This is a genomic window from Microbacterium sp. CnD16-F (assembly GCF_024124465.1).
GTDB classification, from domain to species: domain Bacteria; phylum Actinomycetota; class Actinomycetes; order Actinomycetales; family Microbacteriaceae; genus Microbacterium; species Microbacterium gawkjiense.
In genome coordinates, this window is sequence record NZ_JAMXSA010000004.1 from 27151 (window position 1) to 46604 (window position 19454).

Consider the following 19454-nt stretch of genomic DNA (forward strand, 5'->3'; position numbering starts at 1 on the left):
CCGCCACCCGCCGGTAGCATGGACCGGTGACGGTTCGGCTCTACGACTCCCAGGCTCAGGCGCTGCGCGACTTCGCGCCCGCCGACCCCGGAAACGTCACGATGTACGTCTGCGGGCCGACCGTCCAGTCGGGGCCGCACATCGGCCACGTCCGCGCGGCGCTGAGCTTCGACGTCCTCCGTCGGTGGCTCGCCCACCGTTTCGGTCGCGTCACGTTCGTCCGCAACGTCACCGACATCGACGACAAGGTCCTCGCGAACGCGACCGACGACGAGCCCTGGTGGGCGCTGGCGTACCGGATGGAACTCGAGTTCTCGCGCGCGTATGCCGCGGTCGGCATCCTGCCCCCGACGTACGAGCCCCGGGCGACGGCATCCATCCCGCAGATGCAGGAACTCATCGAACGCCTCATCGAGGCCGGCCACGCGTACGCCGCGGCAGGTGACGTGTACTTCGACGTGCGGTCCTGGCCGCAGTACGGGGCGCTCACCCGCCAGTCCGTCGACGCGATGGAGTCCGCCGCCGACGCCGATCCGCGCGGCAAGCGCGATCCGCGCGACTTCGCCCTCTGGAAGGGCGCGAAGGAGGGCGAACCGGGGGATGCCGCATGGGCATCGCCCTGGGGATCGGGCCGTCCCGGCTGGCACATCGAGTGCTCGGCGATGAGCCGGCGCTACCTCGGGCCCGAGTTCGACATCCACGGCGGGGGTCTCGACCTGCGCTTCCCGCACCACGAGAACGAACTCGCGCAGTCGACCGCCGCCGGCGATCCGTTCGCGCGGTACTGGGTGCACAACGGCCTCGTGACCGTCGGCGATCAGAAGATGTCGAAGTCGCTCGGCAACTTCCTGCTCGCCGAGGACGTCCTGGAGGAGAACGACCCCGTCGTGGTGCGGTACGCGCTGCTCGCGGCCCACTACCGCTCGAATCTGGACCTCTCCGCCTCGACGTTCGCCGAGGCCGAGGCGGCGCTCGGTCGGATCGACTCGTTCCTGCAGCGCGTCCTCCGGGCGGCGGGTTCCGAGCCGTCGGTCCTGCAGCCAGGGAGCATCCCGGAGGCCTTCGCGGTCGCCATGGACGACGACCTCGGCGTGCCGCAGGCTCTCGCGGTCCTGCACGACACGGTCCGCCGCGGCAACACGGCGGTCGATGCGGGGGACCTGGCGACCGCCATCACGCACCGGGGGAGCGTCGTCGCCATGTTGCAGGTCCTCGGACTTCCCGCAGACGATTCCGCGACAGCGGTCGGTTACGGCGCCGCCGCGGACGCCGCCCTCGACGCCCTCATCACCACCATGATCGACCAGCGCGCGGAGGCCCGCGCGGCGAAAGACTGGGCGGCAGCCGACCGCATCCGCGACGCGATCGCGGCGGCCGGCGTCGTCCTCGAAGACGGTCCCGAAGGGACCCATTGGAGTTTGAACAATGGCTAAGCCAGGCAACCCGTCCGCCGGACGCGGCAAGAAGGGTCCCACGAAGGGATCCGGCGGCAAGAACAAGCGCTCGCTCGAAGGGCGCGGCCCGACCCCCAAGGCCGAGGACCGCGCCTGGCACCCCGCCGGGAAGCGCAAGGCCGCCAAGGAGCGGTTCGTCGCCGCCGGTGGCAAGCCGCAGATCCGCCAGACCACGGGCGGTCGTGCGCCCAAGGCGAAGTCCGGCGACGACACCGAGACCGTGACCGGGCGCAACAGCGTGCTCGAGGCCCTCCGCGCCAAGATCCCCGCGACCGCGTTCTACATCGCGCAGCGCGTCGAGATGGACGACCGCGTCAAGGAGATGCTCTCGATCGCGACCAACCGCGGCATCCCCGTCCTCGAGGTCACCCGTCAGGAGCTCGACCGGATGGCCGGGTTCGACGGTGTGCACCAGGGCGTCGCGCTCAAGGTTCCGCCGTACGAGTACGCCCACCCGCAGGACCTGCTCGAGCAGGTCATCGACCGCGGCCAGCTGCCCCTGTTCGTCGCCCTCGACGGCGTCACCGATCCCCGCAACCTGGGTGCCATCATCCGCTCGACCGCCGCGTTCGGCGGGCAGGCGATCATCCTGCCGCAGCGCCGCTCCGCGGGGGTGAACTCCGCCGCGTGGAAGACGAGCGCGGGGGCGGCCGCCCGCATCCCCGTCTCCATTGCGCCGAACCTCACGACCACGCTCAAGGAGTTCAAGAAGCAGGGTGTCTTCATCCTGGGTCTGGACGGCGGCGGGAACGTCTCCCTGCCCGCGCTCGAGCTCGCCGATCGCCCCGTCGTGATCGTCGTGGGCTCCGAGGGCAAGGGACTCTCGCGCCTGGTCACCGAGACATGCGATCAGATCGTGTCGATCCCGATCAACGCGGCGACCGAATCCCTGAACGCCGGCATCGCGGCATCCGTCGCGCTCTACCAGGTCGCCACGCTGCGCGCGGCGTCCGAGTGAGAGCCCAGGCAGAGGGACGCGCGCCAGACTGACGTCACCGACTGCGAAAGGACGCATCCCATGACCCGTATCGCTGTGATCGGTGGCACCGGCTACGCCGGCGGCCACATCGTCGCCGAGGCCGCCGAGCGCGGCCACACGGTCGTCTCCGTGGCCCGCAAGCTCCCCGCCGAACGCGTCGACGGCGCGACCTACGTCGAGGGCACGCTCCTCGACGCGCCCGCGCTCGTCGCCGAACTGGAGGGCGTCGAGGTCGTCGTGTTCGCGACGTCGCCGCGCGGTGACATGGCCGGCAAGATGCGGGATGCCGTCACAGAGCTGATCCGCGAGCTTCCGCTGTCCGTGCGGGTCGGTGTCGTCGGCGGCGCCGGAGGGAGCCTGGTCGCCCCGGGTGGGCCCCGCGTGATCGACAGCGGCTTCCCCGACGAGATCAAGCCCGAGGCGATGGAGGCCATCGGCATCCTCGAGGACCTGCAGGCCGACACGACCGGCCGCGAATGGTTCTACATCCACCCGGCCGGCGGATTCGGCGCCTGGGCGCCGGGGGAGCGCACCGGCTCGTACCGCGACGGCGGCGACGTCATCGTCACCGACGACAAAGGCGAGTCCTTCATCTCCGGTGCCGACTTCGCGATCGCCGTCCTCGACGAGATCGAGTCGCCGAAGCACCGCAACGAGCGGTTCACCGTCGGGTACTGACCCCGCTCAGACGAGGTCGCGCCAGTCGACCTGCTCATCGTCGTCCTCGTCGGGGAGGGGCAGATCGGCGGTGACGACCGGAACCGCCATCGTCTCGGTCGGCGGCCCCATCACGGTCGCCTCGTCGCGGCGGTGACGGAGGACGTCGTCGATGTACGACGACAGGACCTCCGCGATCGGGATCGACTTGCCGCGCGCCTGCGACATGTACCAGCGGTGCTCGAGCACCTGGTGGAACACCTCGGCGGGCTCGAGCTTGCTCCGCAGCTCCCACGGGACGGCTTTCACGACCGGCTCGAACACCCGCGTGAGCCACTCGTGCGCGACCATCTCCTCGTCGCTGCCGAGGCGCGAGACTCGGGCGGCGAACTCGTCCATGTCGTTGAGCAGGCGCCGCGCCTGATTCTCCTCGACGTCGAGCCCCGTCAGGCGGAGCAGACGTCGCTGGTGGTGGCCGGCATCCACCACCTTCGGCTGGATGAGGACCTTCGTGCCGTCGGCGGTCTCGTCGATCGACATCTCGCCGATGTCGAAGCCGAGACCGTTGAGCCGCTGCACACGCTCGGTGATGCGCCAGGTCTCGTTCGCGGCGAAGCTCTCGGTCTCGGTCAGCGCGCTCCACAGGGAGCGGTACGAGGACATGATGCCGTCGGCGATGGCGACGGCATCGACACCGCCCTCGAGGCGGCCACCCGCTTCGAGGTCCATGATCTCGCCGGCGATGTTCGTGCGGGCGACGTCGAGGTCGTGCTCGCGCTGACCCCGCGTGAGGCCGCCCTCGTGCAGTTCGCCCGTCTCGGCATCCACCAGGTACGCGGCGAAGGCCCCGGCATCCCGTCGGAACAGCGTGTTCGACAGCGACACGTCGCCCCAGAAGAAGCCGACGTTGTGCAGGCGCACGAGCAGGGCTGCCAGTGCGTCGACCAGCCGCGTCGCCGTGTCGGGACGCAGCACCTGGGTGAACAGGGCGCGGTAGGGGAGGGAGAAGCGCAGGTGCGCGGTGACGAGCGCGGCCGGGAGCGGCTCGCCCTTGGGCGTCCGCCGCCCGTCGATGACCGCCACCCGACTCACGCAGGGTACGTCGAGCCGGCCGAGCGAGCCGAGCATCTCGTACTCCCGGCGCGCCATCTCGGCGGTCGTCTCCTTCACCGCGATCACCCGCCCCGACAGGCTCGCGAATCGCACGAGGTGGCGGGAGAGGCCTTTGGGGAGCGAGACGATCGCGTCGCTCGGCCACTCGCCGAGCGGGGTCGACCAGGGCAGGGCGAGGAGCCCTGCGTCGACGCTGCTGGCGGTGATGCTCAGGGAATGGACCACGCGGTGACCTCCGGCTGACGCGCCGCGGCGCGGGAGGTCCGGAGACCTTCCCGCGCCGCGGTCCTGCTGATGATGACGATCAGGCCGAGACGACCGGCTTGTCGTTGAGGCGGTCGCCCGACTCGATGTCGAACGCGTGGACGTGGCCCGGCTTGGCGGCCAGCGTGACCGTCTCGCCCGCGTTCGGGTGGTTGCGGCCGTCGACACGGGCGACGACGTCGGTGCGCTTGCCGTCGATGTCGACGTGACCGTACAGGTAGCCGTCGGCGCCGAGCTCCTCGACGAGGTCGACCTGAACCGCGAGGCCGCGACCGTCGGCGGGGCCGACCTCGAGGTCCTCGGGGCGCACACCCACGGTGACCTGGCTGCCGGTGGCGCGGCCGACGGTGTCGCGGTCGAGGGGGACGACCTCGGTGCCGAACTGGATGCCGCCGTCGGCGAGGCTCGCCGGGAACAGGTTCATGGCAGGCGAGCCGATGAAGCCGGCGACGAAGACGTTGTTCGGCTTCTCGTAGAGGTCGCGCGGGGTGCCGACCTGCTGGAGCAGACCGTCCTTGAGGACCGCGATGCGGTCACCCATCGTGAGGGCCTCGGTCTGGTCGTGCGTGACGTAGACCGTGGTGACGCCGAGGCGACGCTGCAGCGACGCGATCTGCGTGCGCGTCTGGACGCGGAGCTTGGCGTCGAGGTTCGACAGCGGCTCGTCCATGAGGAAGACCTGGGGCTGGCGGACGATGGCGCGACCCATGGCGACACGCTGACGCTGACCACCCGAGAGGGCCTTCGGCTTGCGGGTCAGGTACTGCTCGAGGTCGAGGAGCTTGGCGGCCTCGAGGACGCGGGCGGCGCGCTCCTCCTTGCCGACGCCGGCGATCTTGAGCGCGAAGCCCATGTTCTCGGCGACGGTCATGTGCGGGTACAGCGCGTAGTTCTGGAAGACCATCGCGATGTCGCGGTCCTTCGGCGGGACGTCGGTGACGTCGCGGTCGCCGATGCGGATCGAGCCGGAGTTGACCTCCTCGAGACCCGCGAGCATGCGCAGGGAGGTGGACTTACCGCAGCCGGACGGGCCGACGAGGACGAGGAATTCGCCGTCGGCGACCTCGAGGTTGAGCTTGTCGACCGCGGGGCGGGTTCCACCGGGGTACAGACGGGTTGCGTTGTCGAACGTGACGGACGCCATTGTTTCTTCTCCTTCACCGGCAGGTACGTGCCGGACGATCCGTAGTGAAGCGAGCGGGGACGACCCCGCACACCCGCCATCGGGTGCGTCTTCAGTATGGCACGGGAGGGCCGCGAGAGGGGATGCGGTCTCGTCAGCCTTTTTCCAGCGCGTCTGACTAACATCGACCGTGCGCCACCCCCGAGCGCCGGGCCCTACGGCCACCACAGATCTTCCCGAGGTTTCATGTCCACCGATTCCGGCGACACTCCGTCATCCGCGACCGACCGCCGCGAGGCCGTGCGAGAGAAGGCGCAGCGCGTCCACATCCGCCAGTCGCGCGCGCGGATCGCTCGTCGCATCTCGCTCGGCGTCCTGGCGACCGCGGCCGTCGCCGCCGTCGCGACCGTCGTCGTGTGGTCGGTCACGTCGACAATGGGCGGACGCGACCTGACCCCGAGCACCGCATCATCGGACGGCTTCGCGGTCAGCGAGGTCACGGGCGTCGCGGCGGACCAGGGCGCGATCGACGAGAGCGCCGTCGAGGCGACCCCGGGGTCGGACAAGGCGGCGACGCCGGCACCGACGGCATCCCCGACCGCTGCTCCCGTCGACATCCGCGTCTACGTCGACTACCTCTCGCCGGGTGCGCGCGAATGGCAGCTCGCCAATGTCGACCAGCTCACCACGTGGGTCGACCAGGGAGCCGCGACCCTCAGCTACCATCCGGTGTCGATGCTCACGGCCAAGTCCAACGGCACGAAGTACTCGCTGCGCGCCGCCGCGGCGGCAGCCTGCGTCGCGACCCACGACGAGAGCGTCTTCTTCGCGTACAACACCGAGCTGCTCACGCGTCAGCCGGCGATGGACACCGACGGATTCTCCGACGTCGAGCTCGCCGACCTGGCGCAGGCCGTCGGCGCGAGCGACCCCGAGAAGCTGCGGTCGTGCATCGAGGACGGCGACTTCATCGAGTGGGCGAAGGATGCCACGGAGCGCGCGATCGCCGGCATCCCCGACACCGACGGCCTGGAGCTCACCGGCACGCCGATGATCCTCGTCAACGGCCAGCCCTACATGGGTGCGCTGTCGGACGCCGCGGAGTTCTCCCAGTTCGTGCTGACGAGCGCGAGCGACGCGTTCTACACCGAGCAGACCCCGACCCCCACGCCGACGGCACCGGCGGAGACGCCGACGCCCACCGCGCCTGCGGAGTGACCGGCGCGGCCCGGATAGACTGGGCCACCTGCCGGCTTGGCGCAATTGGTAGCGCACCGTACTTGTAATACGGGGGTTGCAGGTTCAAGTCCTGTAGCCGGCACCATCGCTGTGCGTCGACCCGTACTTGTCATACGGGGGTTGCAGGTTCACGTCCTGTAGCCGGCACTCCATCTGTGCGTCGACGCGCGCTTGTCATACGGGGGTCGCGGGTCGTTCGCGTCGGACGCGCAGGCGCAGGAACGGACGCTCGACGAACCAGTAGGACGCTTCCGCGACGAGCAAGAGTGCCAGGAGTCCGCCGATCGTCAGCCCCCCGAACCAGGTCTCGTTGTGCCGGGTCAGGAACAGCTGCTGGTAGAGGTAGAGGCTGTAGGAGATCAGCCCGATGTGGACCATCGGGCGCCAGTTCAGGAATCGTCCGAACGGCGAGGCAGGGGCCCGCATCATCCACACGATGACGAGCGCCACCGCGAGAGCATCGCCGACGTAGCCGACCGTGTACATCCACACGCCTTCGAATCTCGACGTGAGCGCCCAGGACAGCGGCAGCCACACCACCACCGCCCACTGCAGGTGACGCGCGAAGATCCACTCGGTGAGGCGCTCGAACCATCGCTCTCCGGCGCCGTACGCCAACAGGCATCCGATCATCAGCGCGTCCGCGCGGGTATGGAACATGTAGGTCACTCCTCCCTCGGGCACGAACGGCAGGAGGTAGGTCCCGATCCGGACGAACGGCGAGATCAGCACGCCGATGACGAGCACCTTCACCGCGACCCGGCGCGGCATGAGGATGACGGCGAGGGGCCAGAGGACGTAGAACTGCTCCTCGACGCTGAGCGACCAGGTGTGCCCCGTCCACCACGAGCCGTCGAGCGGCCAGTAGTCGCGGAGGAACAGGGCGGGGCTGATGATGTCGCGAGGGCCGAGCCCGTCGATCACCCGGGTCGCCGCGAGCACGGACACGACCGCGAGGAACACGAACAGCGCGGGAAGGATGCGGTATGCGCGACGGCGGTAGAACGCCGACAGCGAGATGCGACCGGTCTTCCCGCGCTCGCGCAGCAACAGCGTCGTGATCAGGAACCCCGACAGGACGAAGAACGCCTGCACGCCGAAGTATCCGCCGGGAAGGTTCGCTCGGAGGAACACCACGACGTCGTTCTGGGGAAGCGTGGCCGCGCCGTGCCCCCAGATCACGCAGAGCACCGCGAGCGCTCGGATCCCGTCCAGCGACGGGATGGTGCGGGCGAGCGCCGGATCGGTCGCGCGCGAGACGGTCGACGCACTCGTCATGTCTTCCCCCAAGAAGTCGCGAGCAGCGCAGGTCCCCACCGCGCTCAGCCCGTCTAGGGCATGACGCTACCCGCTCGCACGACGTTTCGCGAGGGTCGAGCGAGCGGGAAGCTTCGGCTCACGCCACGGGCGTCTCGGCCTCACGAGGCGTGACGCGGACCTCCGCGATGCGCCGGCGGTCCATGGCGGTCACCTGGATCGTCGCGCCGTCGACGTCAATCGTGTCGCCCACGACCGCGAGGCGACCGAGCCGCTCGGTCACGAATCCGGCGACCGTGTCCGAGGCGCCGCGGGGGAGCGTGATCCCCGTCGCCTCGGAGAAGTCCTGCAGGTTGAGGCGCCCGTCGATGATCTCGCGATCACCCACGGGGGCGACGGCGTCGTCGTACTCGTCGAAGATCTCACCGACGACCTCCTCCACGAGGTCCTCGAGGGTCACGATGCCGTCCGTACCGCCGTACTCGTCGACGACGACAGCGATCTGGTGCCCCTCCGCCCGCATCTTCGTCAGCGTCGGGAGGACGCGCGCCGTCGACGGGAAGTAGGGGATCGGCCGGACGATGCTGGACAGGGGGGCCGCCGCATCCGCAGCCGCCTCGAACAGATCCCGGACGTGCACGAAGCCGACGATGTCGTCGATGGACGTGTCGGCCACGGGGTACCGCGAGAACGGCAGTTCGTGCACGGCGGAGATGGCCTCGCCGATCGTCGCGCTGTCGTCGAGGGAGGTGACGTCGGGACGCGGTCGCATGACTTCGCTCAGCTGTCGCTCCCGCAGCGAGAGGACGTCCTCCAGGATGCGGCGCTCGTCCTCGGGCAGACCCTCGTGGCTCGCGACGATGTCGCGGACCTCCTCATCCGTCATCTCCTCACCCGTCTTGTGCGGGTCTCCGCCGAGGAGGCGCACGAGGGCGTTCGTCGATACCGACAGCAGCCAGATGACCGGCCTCATCACCTTGGCGAACCCGTCGAGGACGGGCGCGACGACGTAGGCGAACTGGGCGTTCCGCTGGATGGCGAGACGCTTCGGCACGAGCTCGCCGAGCACGAGCGACAGGTACGCGATGAGAAGCGTGAGGATCAGCGTCGCGATCGTCAGAGCCAAGCCCGGGTCTGCGCCCCACGACTCGATGAGCGGCGCCACCGACGGGGCGATCGAGGTCGCGCCGTACGCGGCGGACGCGAAGCCTGCCACCGTGACGCCGATCTGCACCGCCGAGAGGAACGTGTTGGGGTTGCGGGCGAGGCCCGCCACCTTCTGCCCACGTTTGCCGCGCGCGGCGATCGCGTTGATCTGGCTCTCCCGCAGGGTCACCAGCGCCATCTCGGTCGCCGCGAATACCCCGCCCACCAGGACGAACACCACGACGAGGGCGATGTTGAGGGCCAGATCGTTCATCGAGTCACCTCGATGCCGTCGGTCTCAGTGGTGGGCGGGATCGTATGATCGCTGTCCATCGGTCAGCGGTGCTCCTTCGTTTCTGCGGGGGAGGGGGTCGAGGTCGGTGCGCCGGCGTCCAGCTCGCGGTCGCGGTCGCGACGTGTCTTGGCGAGGCTCGCCACCGTCGCGACGACGATCGTGGCCGCGATGAACAGGAGCGAGAACCAGATCGGGATCTCGGGAGCCCAGAGCATCGGCTCGCCGCCGTTGATGAACGGCAGCTCGTTGACGTGCATGGCGTGCAGGACGAGCTTCACACCGATGAAGGCGAGGATGACGGCCAGGCCCTGTGCGAGGTACACGAGGCGCTCGAGCAGACCGCCGATGAGGAAGTACAGCTGACGCAGACCCATGAGGGCGAACGCGTTAGCAGTGAACACGATGTACGCCTCGTTGGTGAGACCGTAGATCGCGGGGATCGAGTCGACCGCGAAGATGAGGTCGACGAAGCCGATCGCGATGATCACCAGCAGCATCGGGGTGACGAAGCGCTTACCGGCCTTCTTCACCGTGAGCTTGTCGCTGTTGTACTCGTCGCTGACGGGCAGGATGCGGCGGACGAACTGCATGAACTTGCCGTTGGCCGGGTCGGACTCACCGTGTGCGAACGCCTGACGGTAGGCGAGGAACAGCAGCAGCGCGCCGAAGACGTAGAAGATCCACGAGAAGTTCTCGATGAGGGCGGCGCCGACGGCGATGAACGCGCCCCGCATGATGAGCGCGATGACGATGCCGATCATCAGGACCTTCTGCTGGTACTTCTTCGGCACCGCGAACCCGGTCATGACGATGAGGAACACGAAGAGGTTGTCGATCGACAGCGCCTTCTCGGTCAGGTACCCGGCGAAGTACTCACCCGAGTACACCCAGCCCCATCCCGGGATGAGGCCGATGACGACACCGAAGATCAGCGCGAGACCGATGTAGAAGGCGGACCAGCGCGCCGATTCACCGATCGACGGCTCATGCGGCTTGCGGACGTGCGCGAAGAATTCGTAGACGAAGAAGGCGATCGTGACGGCGATCGTGATGCCCCAGACGAGAGGGGTGATTTCCACAGGAGTCTCCTCAATGGCGTGATGAAAGGACGCCAGAGTCTTCTCCATCCCGAGTGATCGGGACCGGTGATCCGGGATGCACCTTCACATCCGTAATGACGAACCGACCGTCGTGGAGTACTCCCCCTGGGGCTCAAAATGTTACGGGATCGGCGCGGGCAAAACTGACAATTGCCTGACTAGGCCGAGCGTGCTAGCCGCGGGATGGTTCCTTGAGATCGTCGCTCGCGTACGGCGCCGGCGCCGGCGCGTGCGCATACGGGATGAACCAGCTCGCGAAATCGAGAGGAGGAGTCGCGGCGGCGGCATCCTGCTTGCTCGACGCATCCTGATCGACGAAGAGGGACTCCGCATCGAGGTCCTGGAACAGCACGGTGTCCAGGTGCTCGCGCCAGCCCTCCGGCAGGTCGCCAGTGAGGCGTTCGGCGCTGCGCGCCGCCTCGTCGAGCACGAGCTTCAGCGCCAGCTCGTGGGCGACGGTGGGAGGGTACACGGGTGAGGCGCTGAGCCGGGAGGTGACCTCGATCGTCGCGGCGAGGAACTTCTGCGCGAACGCCCGGTCGTAGTGCGTCGCGTACTGCGGGGGCAGTTGCGAGATCACGTGCGTCTCTCGCCAGGCGGATCGCGTGTCGGCCGCGTCCGCCAGCTGGCGGACATCGTCGAAAAGGCAGTCGACGACCAGGACGGAGGCGTTCCAGACGAGCCCCTTGATGATCGTCCGCTGGCGCAGCTCGGATGCGGTCGCCTCGGTCGTCGGTCCGCCGAAGAGTTCGTCCAGTGCCCAGTCGATCCCCGCCAGGCGCGCACCCGCCCGGGCGACCCGCGCGGTGTCGGAGGATCCTTCCGGAACCTCGCCCGACGTGCCCTCCCACTCCGAGTCGACGATCGAGGAGTTGGTGGATTCGATGCGCACCAGCTGCTGCGCGCCGTCGGCCACCGACACCTCGATCAGCGACAGCAGCGCGTCCTCGGCATCCATCGACGACTCGGACATCCGTGACGCGTCATCCATGCCGCCGACGAGATCGTCGGGGTGCGCGCAGACGAGGTCGAGATCGATGCGGACCGCCGCGCGGTAGCGGGGAACGGATGCCATGGGGGCATCGTACCCACGGCCCCGCTTACAGTGTCAGTCCGCGTCGGCCAGTCCCAGGACGTCGAGGAGCCAGGCGAGCTCGAACGCGCGCTCGCGCCACGAGTTGTACCGCCCGCTGACACCACCGTGACCCGCGACCATCTCGCACTTGAGCAGGGCGTCCGCACCGACCTCGCGCAGCCGCGCGACCCACTTCGCCGGCTCGACGTAGAGCACCCGGGTGTCGTTGAGCGAGGTGACGGCGAGGATGCGGGGGTACCGGACGCCCTCCTGCACGTTCTCGTAGGGGGTGTACGACTTCATGTAGGCGTACACGTCGGCGTCGTGCAGCGGGTCGCCCCACTCATCCCACTCGATCACGGTGAGCGGGAGGGACGGGTCGAGGATCGTCGTCAGCGCGTCGACGAACGGGACGCCGGCGAGGATGCCCGCGAACAGGTCCGGGGCGAGGTTCGCCACGGCGCCCATGAGCAGACCGCCGGCGGAGCCGCCCTCCGCGACCAGGCGGTCGGGGGAGGTGTACCCCTCGGCGACGAGGTGACGGCCGACGGCGACGAAGTCCGTGAAGGTGTTCCGCTTGTGCAGCAGCTTGCCCTCCTCGTACCACTGGCGCCCCATCTCGCCACCGCCGCGGACGTGAGCGATCGCGAAGATCACGCCACGGTCCAGCATCGACAGGCGGGCGACCGAGAATCCGGGCTCGATGGAGTGCTCGTACGAGCCGTAGCCGTAGAGGTGCAGGGGGCGGGGCGCCGCTCCCGGTTCGCCGAACGACCGCTTCCACACGAGAGAAACGGGGACGCGCGTGCCGTCGTCGGCGGTCGCCCAGACCCGTTCCTGACCGTAGTCGGCCGGGTCGTACCCGCCGAGGACCGGCTGGCTCTTGCGCAGCAGGAGCTCGCCCGTCGCCACGACGTAGTCGTACACCGTGCCGGGCGTCACGAACGAGGCGTAACCGAGACGGATGACCGGGGGCGCCCACTCCGACGATCCGCTCGCCCCGGCGGCGTACAGCGGCTCGTCGAAGGCGATCTCGGTGACCTCATCGGTGGCGTAGTCGAGGATCCCGACGCGCGCGAGGCCCTCGCGGCGGTACTCGACGACCGCCCAGTCGCGGTAGGCGGACGCGTCGAGCAACCGCCGACCCGGCTGGTGCGGCAGCACGACGTGCCGCTGCCCGGTGGGGTCGGATGCCGCTACCCGCACCAGCTCGAAGTCCAAAGCGCCATCGTTGTGGAGGATGTAGAGCACGTCCTCCCCGGCGATGACCGCGTGGGTCAGCGAGTACTCGACGCCCTCGCGGCGCGGCCACACCGATCGGGGCTCCGCCGTGAGGTCGTCGGCCGGGACGAGGAACTCCTCCGAGGTGATGGAGGACCCCACCCCGATGACGAGGAAGCGGTCACTGCGCGTGAAGCCCGCGCCGACCCAGTACCGCTCGTCGGGTTCGGTGAAGATGACGCGGTCGGATGCGGCATCCGTCCCCACTTCGTGCAGCCAGACGGTGTCGGGTCGCCAGGCGTCGTCGACGGTCGTGTAGACGACGTGACGGCCGTCGGGGGAGAAGACCGCGCCGGAGAAGGTGTTCTCGATGACGTCGGCGAGGTCGTCGCCGGTCACCAGGTCGCGGATGCGGAGGGTGTAGCGCTCGTCACCGGCGACGTCGACGGCGTAGAGCATCCGGGTGCCGTCGTTCGAGACGTCGAGGCTGCCGAGCGAGAAGAAGTCGTGGCCCTCGGCCTCGACGTTGCCGTCCAGGAGCACCTGCTCGCCGGGGACGTCGGTGTCGGGGGAGAGCACGGGCGGCGTCCAGTCCGCGACGTCCGTGATGGGGGCGCGGCAGTTGATGCCGTACTGCTTGCCCTCGACGGTGCGGCCGTAGTACCACCACTGCCCGCGGCGCGAGGGGACGGAGAGGTCGGTTTCGAGCGTGCGGCCCTTGATCTCCTCGAAGATCCGCTCGCGGAGACCGGCGAGGTGCGCCGTACGGCTGCCGGTGTAGTCGTTCTCCGCCTCGAGGTGGCCGATGACGGTTTCGTCGTCCTTCGCGCGCAGCCACTCGTAGGGGTCCGAGACGTCGTCCCCGTGGTGCGTGCGGGTGAACGGGCGGCGGTCGGCGACGGGCGGTGTCACGGCTTCGGAGGTCACCCGACCACGCTAACCGACCCCCGCGGGCGCGCGCGGGTTATGCCATGGCGGATCGTGTGCGAGGATTTCCCAGGCCCGATTGAACCCCTGGTGACGTCTGGGTGAACTTTTCGTTCGCAACGCCGATCGCCGCGGCACCCGTTCCCCCGATTCCCGACGGAAAGCGAACTGTGGAGACCGCAGCACTCATCGTCGTCCTGGTCATCGCACTGGCACTCTTCTTCGACTTCACCAACGGCTTCCACGACACGGCGAACGCGATGGCGACGCCGATCGCGACCGGCGCACTCAAGCCCAAGGTCGCGGTGCTGCTGGCCGCCATCCTCAACCTCGTGGGCGCATTCTTGTCGACGGAGGTCGCCAAGACGATCTCGGGCGGCATGATCCGCGAGGATCAGCTCTCGCCCTCGATCTTCCCCGCGATCATCTTCGCCGGGTTGATCGGCGCCATCACGTGGAACATGCTCACCTGGCTGCTCGGCCTTCCCTCGAGCTCCTCGCACGCACTCTTCGGCGGTCTCATCGGGGCGACGATCGTCGGCGCGTCCGTCAGCGCGATCAACGTCGGTGTCGTCCTGTCGAAGGTCGTCCTCCCCGCCCTCATCGCCCCGCTCACGGCCGGCATCATCGCCTTCGTCGCCACGAAGATCGCGTACGCCGTCACCCGCCGCTACGACAACAAGCCGGACGGCCGCGACGGCTTCCGCTGGGGTCAGATCTTCACGTCGTCGCTCGTCGCCCTCGCGCACGGCACCAACGACGCGCAGAAGACGATGGGCGTCATCACCCTCGCCCTCATCACGGTCGGCTGGCAGACGCAGTCCGAGCCCGAGTTCTGGGTCATCTTCGCGTGCGCGTTCACGATCGCTCTCGGCACGTACATGGGCGGGTGGCGGATCATCCGCACGCTCGGCAAGGGCCTCACCGACGTCAAGCCCGCGCAGGGCTTCTCGGCGGAGGCATCCACCGCGTCGACGATCCTCGCCTCGAGCGCCCTCGGGTTCGCCCTGTCGACCACGCAGGTGGCCTCGGGGTCCGTGATCGGGTCGGGCCTCGGTCGCCGCGGGTCGAGCGTGCGCTGGCGCACCGTCGGGCGCATCATGGTCGGGTGGGTCCTCACGCTCCCGGCAGCCGGCATCGTCGGCGCACTGGCCGCCCTCCTCATCGTCGGACTCGAGAACCTCTTCGGCGAGGGACCGGGTGAACTGATCGGCGTCATCATCGGCGCCGTCGTGGCGGTCGCCGTCGTGCTCGCGATCTTCCTGCGGTCCCGGCGCAACGAGGTCAACGCGGCGAACGCGATGAGCAGCGAGGTGGCCGATTCGGGTGCCGCCGTCGATCTCACGGAGGAACCGCCCCCCACACGCCGCCAGCAGCGCGTCGCGCAGTCCGCCGCCGCATCCGACGAGGAGGGAACCCGATGAGCGTCGACGTCAACTGGCTCGCCTTCCTCCAGGTCTTCCTCGCGGCGCTCCTCGCCGCGGCGACGGTGGTCGCCTTCTACGCGATCGGTCTGCGTCTGCTCGTTCGGGCGGGACGGGTGCCCGTCGTCATCCCGGCCACCTTCACCGACGCGCTGACCATCATGACTCCCAAGGAGCAGAAGCGGGCCGCCAAGGCCGCCAAGAAAGCCGCCAAGAAGAACCCGCTGAGCCCGGCGCAGAAGCGCATCGCCCTCGTCGGGGCGTACGCCGCGTTCGCGGTCTGCGGCCTGGTCGTGCTGGGCGGGCTCCTGCTCATCCTGTTCAACCACTGATCGCCGCGCGTCCGGGGGCGTCAATAGGCTGGGCGGCATGCAGCCCGTCTCCTTCGGCCGCCATGCGCCCGCCGTCCGCACGATCGTCCATCTGAGCGACACCCATCTGCTCGCCGGCGATCGCCCGCTCGGCGGCGCCTACGACGCCACGGGCGGTGTCGCGGCGGCCCTCGCAGCCGTCGAGCGCACCGGCATCCGCCCCGACGCGATCGTCGTGACGGGCGATCTCACCGACCTGGGAGAGCCCGCCGCCTACCGCCGGCTGCGCGAGCTCGTGGAACCGATGGCCGAGCAGCTGGATGCGCCGGTCGTGTGGGTCGCGGGCAATCACGACGAGCGACCCGCCCTGCGGGAGGGGCTCTTCGATGAGCCGGGCTCCGAAGCGCCGCTCACCACGGTCCACGACCTGGGCGGGCTGCGACTGGTCGTCCTCGACTCCACCGTCCCCGGCTGGCATCACGGCCTCGTCGATGCGGCGCAGCGCGAGTGGCTCCGGGAGGTGCTCGCCGAGCCGGCGCCGCTCGGCACGCTGCTCGCGTTGCACCATCCGCCGATCCCGAGCCACATCCCGTTCTTCGACATCCTCGAGCTCCGGGAGCAGGACGAGCTGGCGGCTGTGCTCGCCGGCACCGACGTGCGCGGCATCCTGGCCGGCCACCTGCACTACTCGACGTCGGGCACCTTCGCCGGCATCCCCGTGAGCGTCGCCTCCGCGACCTGCTACACGATGAACCTGCAGCGACCGGCGACCGAGGTGAACGGCATGGATGCCGGACAGTCCTTCCACCTCGTGCACGTCTACGACGACACGATCACGCACACGGTCGTCCCCGTGGTCGAGGCGCCGACGGGGGACTACTTCTCGGCCGAGTGGGTGGAGCGGATGGCCGCCCTCACGCCCGACGAGCGCCTCGAGGCCTTCTCCCGCAAGCCCGCCTGAGCCTCTTGACTTCGCGCGCACTCGAAGTCCTACCGTGAGGGCATGTCCCTCCTCTCCACCTCTGCCGGCGCCTCCATCGCCGAAGCGGCGGACGCGACCGGCGTCAGCGCGCACACCCTCTGCTCCTACGAGCGTGCGGGCCTGATGCTGCAACCCGTGGACCGGACATCCTCGACCCACCGGCGCTCGTGCGCGAGGGGGACGCGACGATCGCGGAAGGGCGTCGACTGCTCGTCGAGCACCGGGAGGTCGTCCGCAGACGGCTCGAGGAGGTCACGCTGAGTCTCGCCGCCATCGACCACAAGATCGACATCTACGACAAGGAGATCACCGCATCATGAAGACCGCCGCACTCGGCCAGAACGGTCCCCGGGTCGGCCGCATCGGCCTCGGACTCATGGGGATCCCGAGGCCGAGCTGCTGCCCGCGCTGCGCGAGCTCGGCATCGGGTTCGTGCCGTACTCGCCGCTCGGTCGCGGCTTCCTGACGGGTCGGATCCGCTCGGTCGACCAGCTCGACGAGAACGACTTCCGTCGGAACAACCCGCGATTCGAAAACGAGGCGCTCGCCGCCAACCTGCGGATCGTGGACGTCATCGAAGGCGTCGCGGGCGAGGTGGACGCGACCCCCGCTCAGGTCGCGCTCGCCTGGCTCCTCGCGCAGGGCGAGGACATCGTGCCCATCCCGGGTACGCGCAAGCTCGAGCGCGTCGACGAGAACATCGGCGCCACCGAGCTCGCGCTCACGGACGACCAGCTGCGCCGGCTGAGCGAGGTCGCGCCGGCGGTCGGCGACCGCTACGCCGACATGTCGAGCGTCAACCGCTAGGTCGGCGGGGCGCGGGGATAGGCTCGTCCTATCCCCGCACCCTGTGACCCACAAGGACACCGCAATGGCACCTGACGCGATGACGCGTACCGAGACCGACTCCCTGGGATCGATGGAGATCCCCGCCGACGCCTACTGGGGCATCCACACCGCGAGAGCCCTCGAGAACTTCCCAATCTCGATGCGGCCCATCTCCGTCTACCGCGACCTCGTCGTCGCCCTCGCGATGGTCAAGCAGGCCTCCGCGCGCGCCAACAAGGAGATCGGCGTGCTGGAGGCATCCCGCGCCGACCTCATCGACCGTGCGGCGCAGCGCGTCATCGACGGCGAGTTCCACGACCAGTTCGTCGTGGGCGTCATCCAGGGCGGGGCCGGCACCTCGACCAACATGAACGCGAACGAGGTCATCACCAACATCGCGCTCGAGATGGCCGGCCGTGAGAAAGGCGACTACGCGTTCCTCTCGCCGATCGACCACACGAACCGCAGTCAGTCGACGAACGACGTCTACCCGACGGCGATCAAGGTCGGCCTCGGCCTCGACCTGCAGTCCCTCCTCGAGGAGCTCGACCTGCTGCGGCAGGCCTTCCTGAAGAAGGCCGACGAGTTCCACGACGTGCTCAAGGTCGGCCGCACCCAATTGCAGGATGCCGTGCCCATGACGCTCGGGCAGGAGTTCCACGGCTTCGCGACGACGCTGGGGGAGGACTACCACCGGCTCCGCGAGAACGCGTACCTGCTCTACGAGATCAACATGGGTGCGACGGCCATCGGCACCGGCATCACGACGCACCCCGACTACTCCGGCTCGGTGCTCCGCCACCTGCGCGAGATCAGCGGACTCGACCTCGAGACCGCCGAGGACCTCGTGGAGTCGACGAGCGACACCGGCGCCTTCATGTCGTTCTCGTCGTCGCTCAAGCGTAACGCCATCAAGCTCTCGAAGATCAGCAACGACCTGCGGCTCCTCTCGAGCGGCCCGCAGGCGGGCTTCGGCGAGATCAACCTCCCGCCCCGACAGGCCGGCTCGAGCATCATGCCCGGCAAGGTGAACCCGGTCATCCCCGAGGTCGTCAACCAGGTCGCCTTCGCCGTCGCGGGCGCCGACCTGACGGTGACGATGGCCGTCGAGGGCGGGCAGCTGCAGCTGAACGCGTTCGAGCCGGTGATCGCGCACTCGATCTTCCAGTCGATCACCTGGATGCGTCGCGGTATGCGCACGCTGCGGGTCAACTGCGTCGACGGCATCACGGCCAACCGCGAACGCCTCGGGACGATGGTCGGGTCGTCCGTCGGCGTCATCACGGCACTGACGCCCTTTATCGGCTACACCGCCGCCGCGGCCCTGGCCAAGACCGCGCTGCTCACCAAGCGGAACGTCGGCGACCTCGTCGTCGAAGCCGGCCTGATGTCGCGCGACGAGGTGGACAAGCAGCTGTCGCCGGCACGCCTGTCGGGGCTGCAGGCGGTCACGCGGGCCATCCCCGTTATCACGAAACCGGGTGACGTGGAGCAGCACTGATTGCCGGTTGTCTGGGAGAACGGTGAACGCTAGCGTCGGGGTCGTAATCCCGGCCGATGACCGACCAGAAGGACACTTCCATGACTGATCCCAACCAGCCGAACTCCCAGAACGTCCCCCCGGCGCCGCCGGCCTACGAAGCGCCCGCCTACAGCAACGCGCCGCAGTACAACGCCGCCCCCTCGGGCGGATCGACCCCCGGCCGCACGATGGCGATCGTCGCGCTGATCCTCGCGATCATCCCCGGCACCCAGGTCATCGGCCTCATCCTCGGCATCGTGGCTCTCGTGCAGAGCCGCAAGGCCGGCGTGAAGAACGGTCTGGCGATCGCGGCGATCATCGTGAGCGTCGTGCTGCTCATCATCGGGATCATCATCTTCATCGCGCTCATCTCGTTCGCGGCGAGCGTCGGAGGCGATCTGACCACTCAGATCAACGCCTGCTTCGAGGACCCGTCGGGAACCGTGACCTGGCAGGGTGTCACCACCTCGTGCCAGGAGCTGCTGGAGAGCAACGGCTACTGATCCGAGATTCGGAACGACGAGAGCCCTGGATGCG

At 69.0% G+C, this 19454-nt stretch carries 17 protein-coding genes, 1 tRNA gene and 2 pseudogenes; 13 read left to right on the forward strand and 7 right to left on the reverse strand.

What is annotated here, in order from left to right:
* The first annotated feature begins 26 nt into the window (after positions 1–26).
* Genes cysS through NH287_RS02000 form a run of 3 tightly spaced genes read left to right on the forward strand, consistent with a single transcriptional unit; the run spans position 27 to position 3111 of the window.
* Positions 27–1433: a cysteine--tRNA ligase gene (cysS, locus tag NH287_RS01990; RefSeq protein WP_253034273.1), complete on the forward strand. Its 1407-nt coding sequence runs from the start codon at positions 27–29 to the stop codon at positions 1431–1433.
* Complete coding sequence (gene rlmB / locus NH287_RS01995; protein ID WP_253034274.1) at positions 1426–2412, forward strand: 23S rRNA (guanosine(2251)-2'-O)-methyltransferase RlmB; 987 nt, start codon at positions 1426–1428, stop codon at positions 2410–2412. Before cysS ends, rlmB begins: the two co-directional genes overlap by 8 nt.
* A 60-nt stretch (positions 2413–2472) precedes the next feature.
* Positions 2473–3111, forward strand: a complete 639-nt coding sequence (locus NH287_RS02000; protein ID WP_253034275.1) for an NAD(P)-dependent oxidoreductase — start codon at positions 2473–2475, stop codon at positions 3109–3111.
* Between the two features lie 6 nt (positions 3112–3117).
* Here NH287_RS02000 and NH287_RS02005 read toward each other — a convergent pair whose 3' ends face one another.
* Both NH287_RS02005 and NH287_RS02010 read right to left on the reverse strand, forming a co-directional pair.
* The gene (locus tag NH287_RS02005; protein ID WP_253034276.1) at positions 3118–4428 is read right to left on the reverse strand and encodes a DUF4032 domain-containing protein; all 1311 of its coding nucleotides are present in this window, start codon (positions 4426–4428) and stop codon (positions 3118–3120) included.
* Positions 4429–4507: 79 nt separating this feature from the next.
* Positions 4508–5611, reverse strand: coding sequence for an ABC transporter ATP-binding protein (locus tag NH287_RS02010; RefSeq protein ID WP_217531414.1), 1104 nt, complete (start codon positions 5609–5611; stop codon positions 4508–4510).
* Between the two features lie 225 nt (positions 5612–5836).
* Between NH287_RS02010 and NH287_RS02015 the strand changes: the two genes are divergently transcribed.
* Positions 5837–6808 (forward strand): thioredoxin domain-containing protein, encoded by a 972-nt coding sequence (locus NH287_RS02015; RefSeq protein WP_253034277.1) that lies wholly within the window; start codon positions 5837–5839, stop codon positions 6806–6808.
* Positions 6809–6838: 30 nt separating this feature from the next.
* A tRNA-Thr gene (locus NH287_RS02020) sits at positions 6839–6914 on the forward strand.
* Positions 6915–7003: 89 nt separating this feature from the next.
* Here NH287_RS02020 and NH287_RS02025 read toward each other — a convergent pair.
* The 5 genes from NH287_RS02025 to NH287_RS02045 form a co-directional block, all read right to left on the reverse strand.
* A complete protein-coding gene (locus tag NH287_RS02025) occupies positions 7004–8107 on the reverse strand; it encodes an acyltransferase (RefSeq protein WP_253034278.1) in 1104 nt (367 codons plus the stop codon).
* Between the two features lie 118 nt (positions 8108–8225).
* The gene (locus NH287_RS02030; RefSeq protein WP_253034279.1) at positions 8226–9506 is read right to left on the reverse strand and encodes a hemolysin family protein; all 1281 of its coding nucleotides are present in this window, start codon (positions 9504–9506) and stop codon (positions 8226–8228) included.
* Positions 9507–9568: 62 nt separating this feature from the next.
* On the reverse strand, positions 9569–10606 hold the full coding sequence (locus NH287_RS02035) for a TerC family protein (protein ID WP_253034280.1): 1038 nt from the start codon (positions 10604–10606) through the stop codon (positions 9569–9571).
* A gap of 193 nt (positions 10607–10799) precedes the next feature.
* Positions 10800–11702 carry a hypothetical protein gene (locus NH287_RS02040; RefSeq protein WP_253034281.1) on the reverse strand — a complete coding sequence of 301 codons (903 nt, stop codon included), beginning with the start codon at positions 11700–11702 and terminating at the stop codon, positions 10800–10802.
* Positions 11703–11735: 33 nt separating this feature from the next.
* Entirely contained in the window at positions 11736–13835 is a 2100-nt protein-coding gene (locus tag NH287_RS02045) for a S9 family peptidase (protein WP_374209354.1), read from the reverse strand.
* Between the two features lie 185 nt (positions 13836–14020).
* Here NH287_RS02045 and NH287_RS02050 point away from each other — a divergent pair, with 185 nt between their 5' ends.
* The 8 genes and pseudogenes from NH287_RS02050 to NH287_RS02085 all read left to right on the forward strand — a co-directional run bounded on the left by NH287_RS02050 (position 14021) and on the right by NH287_RS02085 (position 19420).
* Positions 14021–15274: an inorganic phosphate transporter gene (locus NH287_RS02050; RefSeq protein WP_253034283.1), complete on the forward strand. Its 1254-nt coding sequence runs from the start codon at positions 14021–14023 to the stop codon at positions 15272–15274.
* The gene (locus NH287_RS02055; RefSeq protein WP_253034284.1) at positions 15271–15606 is read left to right on the forward strand and encodes a peptidase; all 336 of its coding nucleotides are present in this window, start codon (positions 15271–15273) and stop codon (positions 15604–15606) included. The genes NH287_RS02050 and NH287_RS02055 overlap by 4 nt, the downstream gene beginning before the upstream one ends.
* Positions 15607–15643: 37 nt before the next feature.
* A complete protein-coding gene (locus tag NH287_RS02060) occupies positions 15644–16546 on the forward strand; it encodes a phosphodiesterase (protein WP_253034285.1) in 903 nt (300 codons plus the stop codon).
* 42 nt (positions 16547–16588) lie between these two features.
* Positions 16589–16681 (forward strand): annotated as a pseudogene (locus tag NH287_RS15325) (MerR family transcriptional regulator); the annotation flags it as partial.
* 53 nt (positions 16682–16734) lie between these two features.
* On the forward strand, positions 16735–16887 hold the full coding sequence (locus NH287_RS15330) for a hypothetical protein (RefSeq protein ID WP_253034327.1): 153 nt from the start codon (positions 16735–16737) through the stop codon (positions 16885–16887).
* 61 nt (positions 16888–16948) lie between these two features.
* Positions 16949–17374, forward strand: a pseudogene (locus NH287_RS02075) (aldo/keto reductase); the annotation flags it as partial.
* A gap of 64 nt (positions 17375–17438) precedes the next feature.
* Complete coding sequence (locus NH287_RS02080) at positions 17439–18896, forward strand: aspartate ammonia-lyase (protein WP_064003153.1); 1458 nt, start codon at positions 17439–17441, stop codon at positions 18894–18896.
* 80 nt (positions 18897–18976) lie between these two features.
* The gene (locus tag NH287_RS02085) at positions 18977–19420 is read left to right on the forward strand and encodes a DUF4190 domain-containing protein (RefSeq protein ID WP_253034286.1); all 444 of its coding nucleotides are present in this window, start codon (positions 18977–18979) and stop codon (positions 19418–19420) included.
* Positions 19421–19454: the final 34 nt, after the last annotated feature.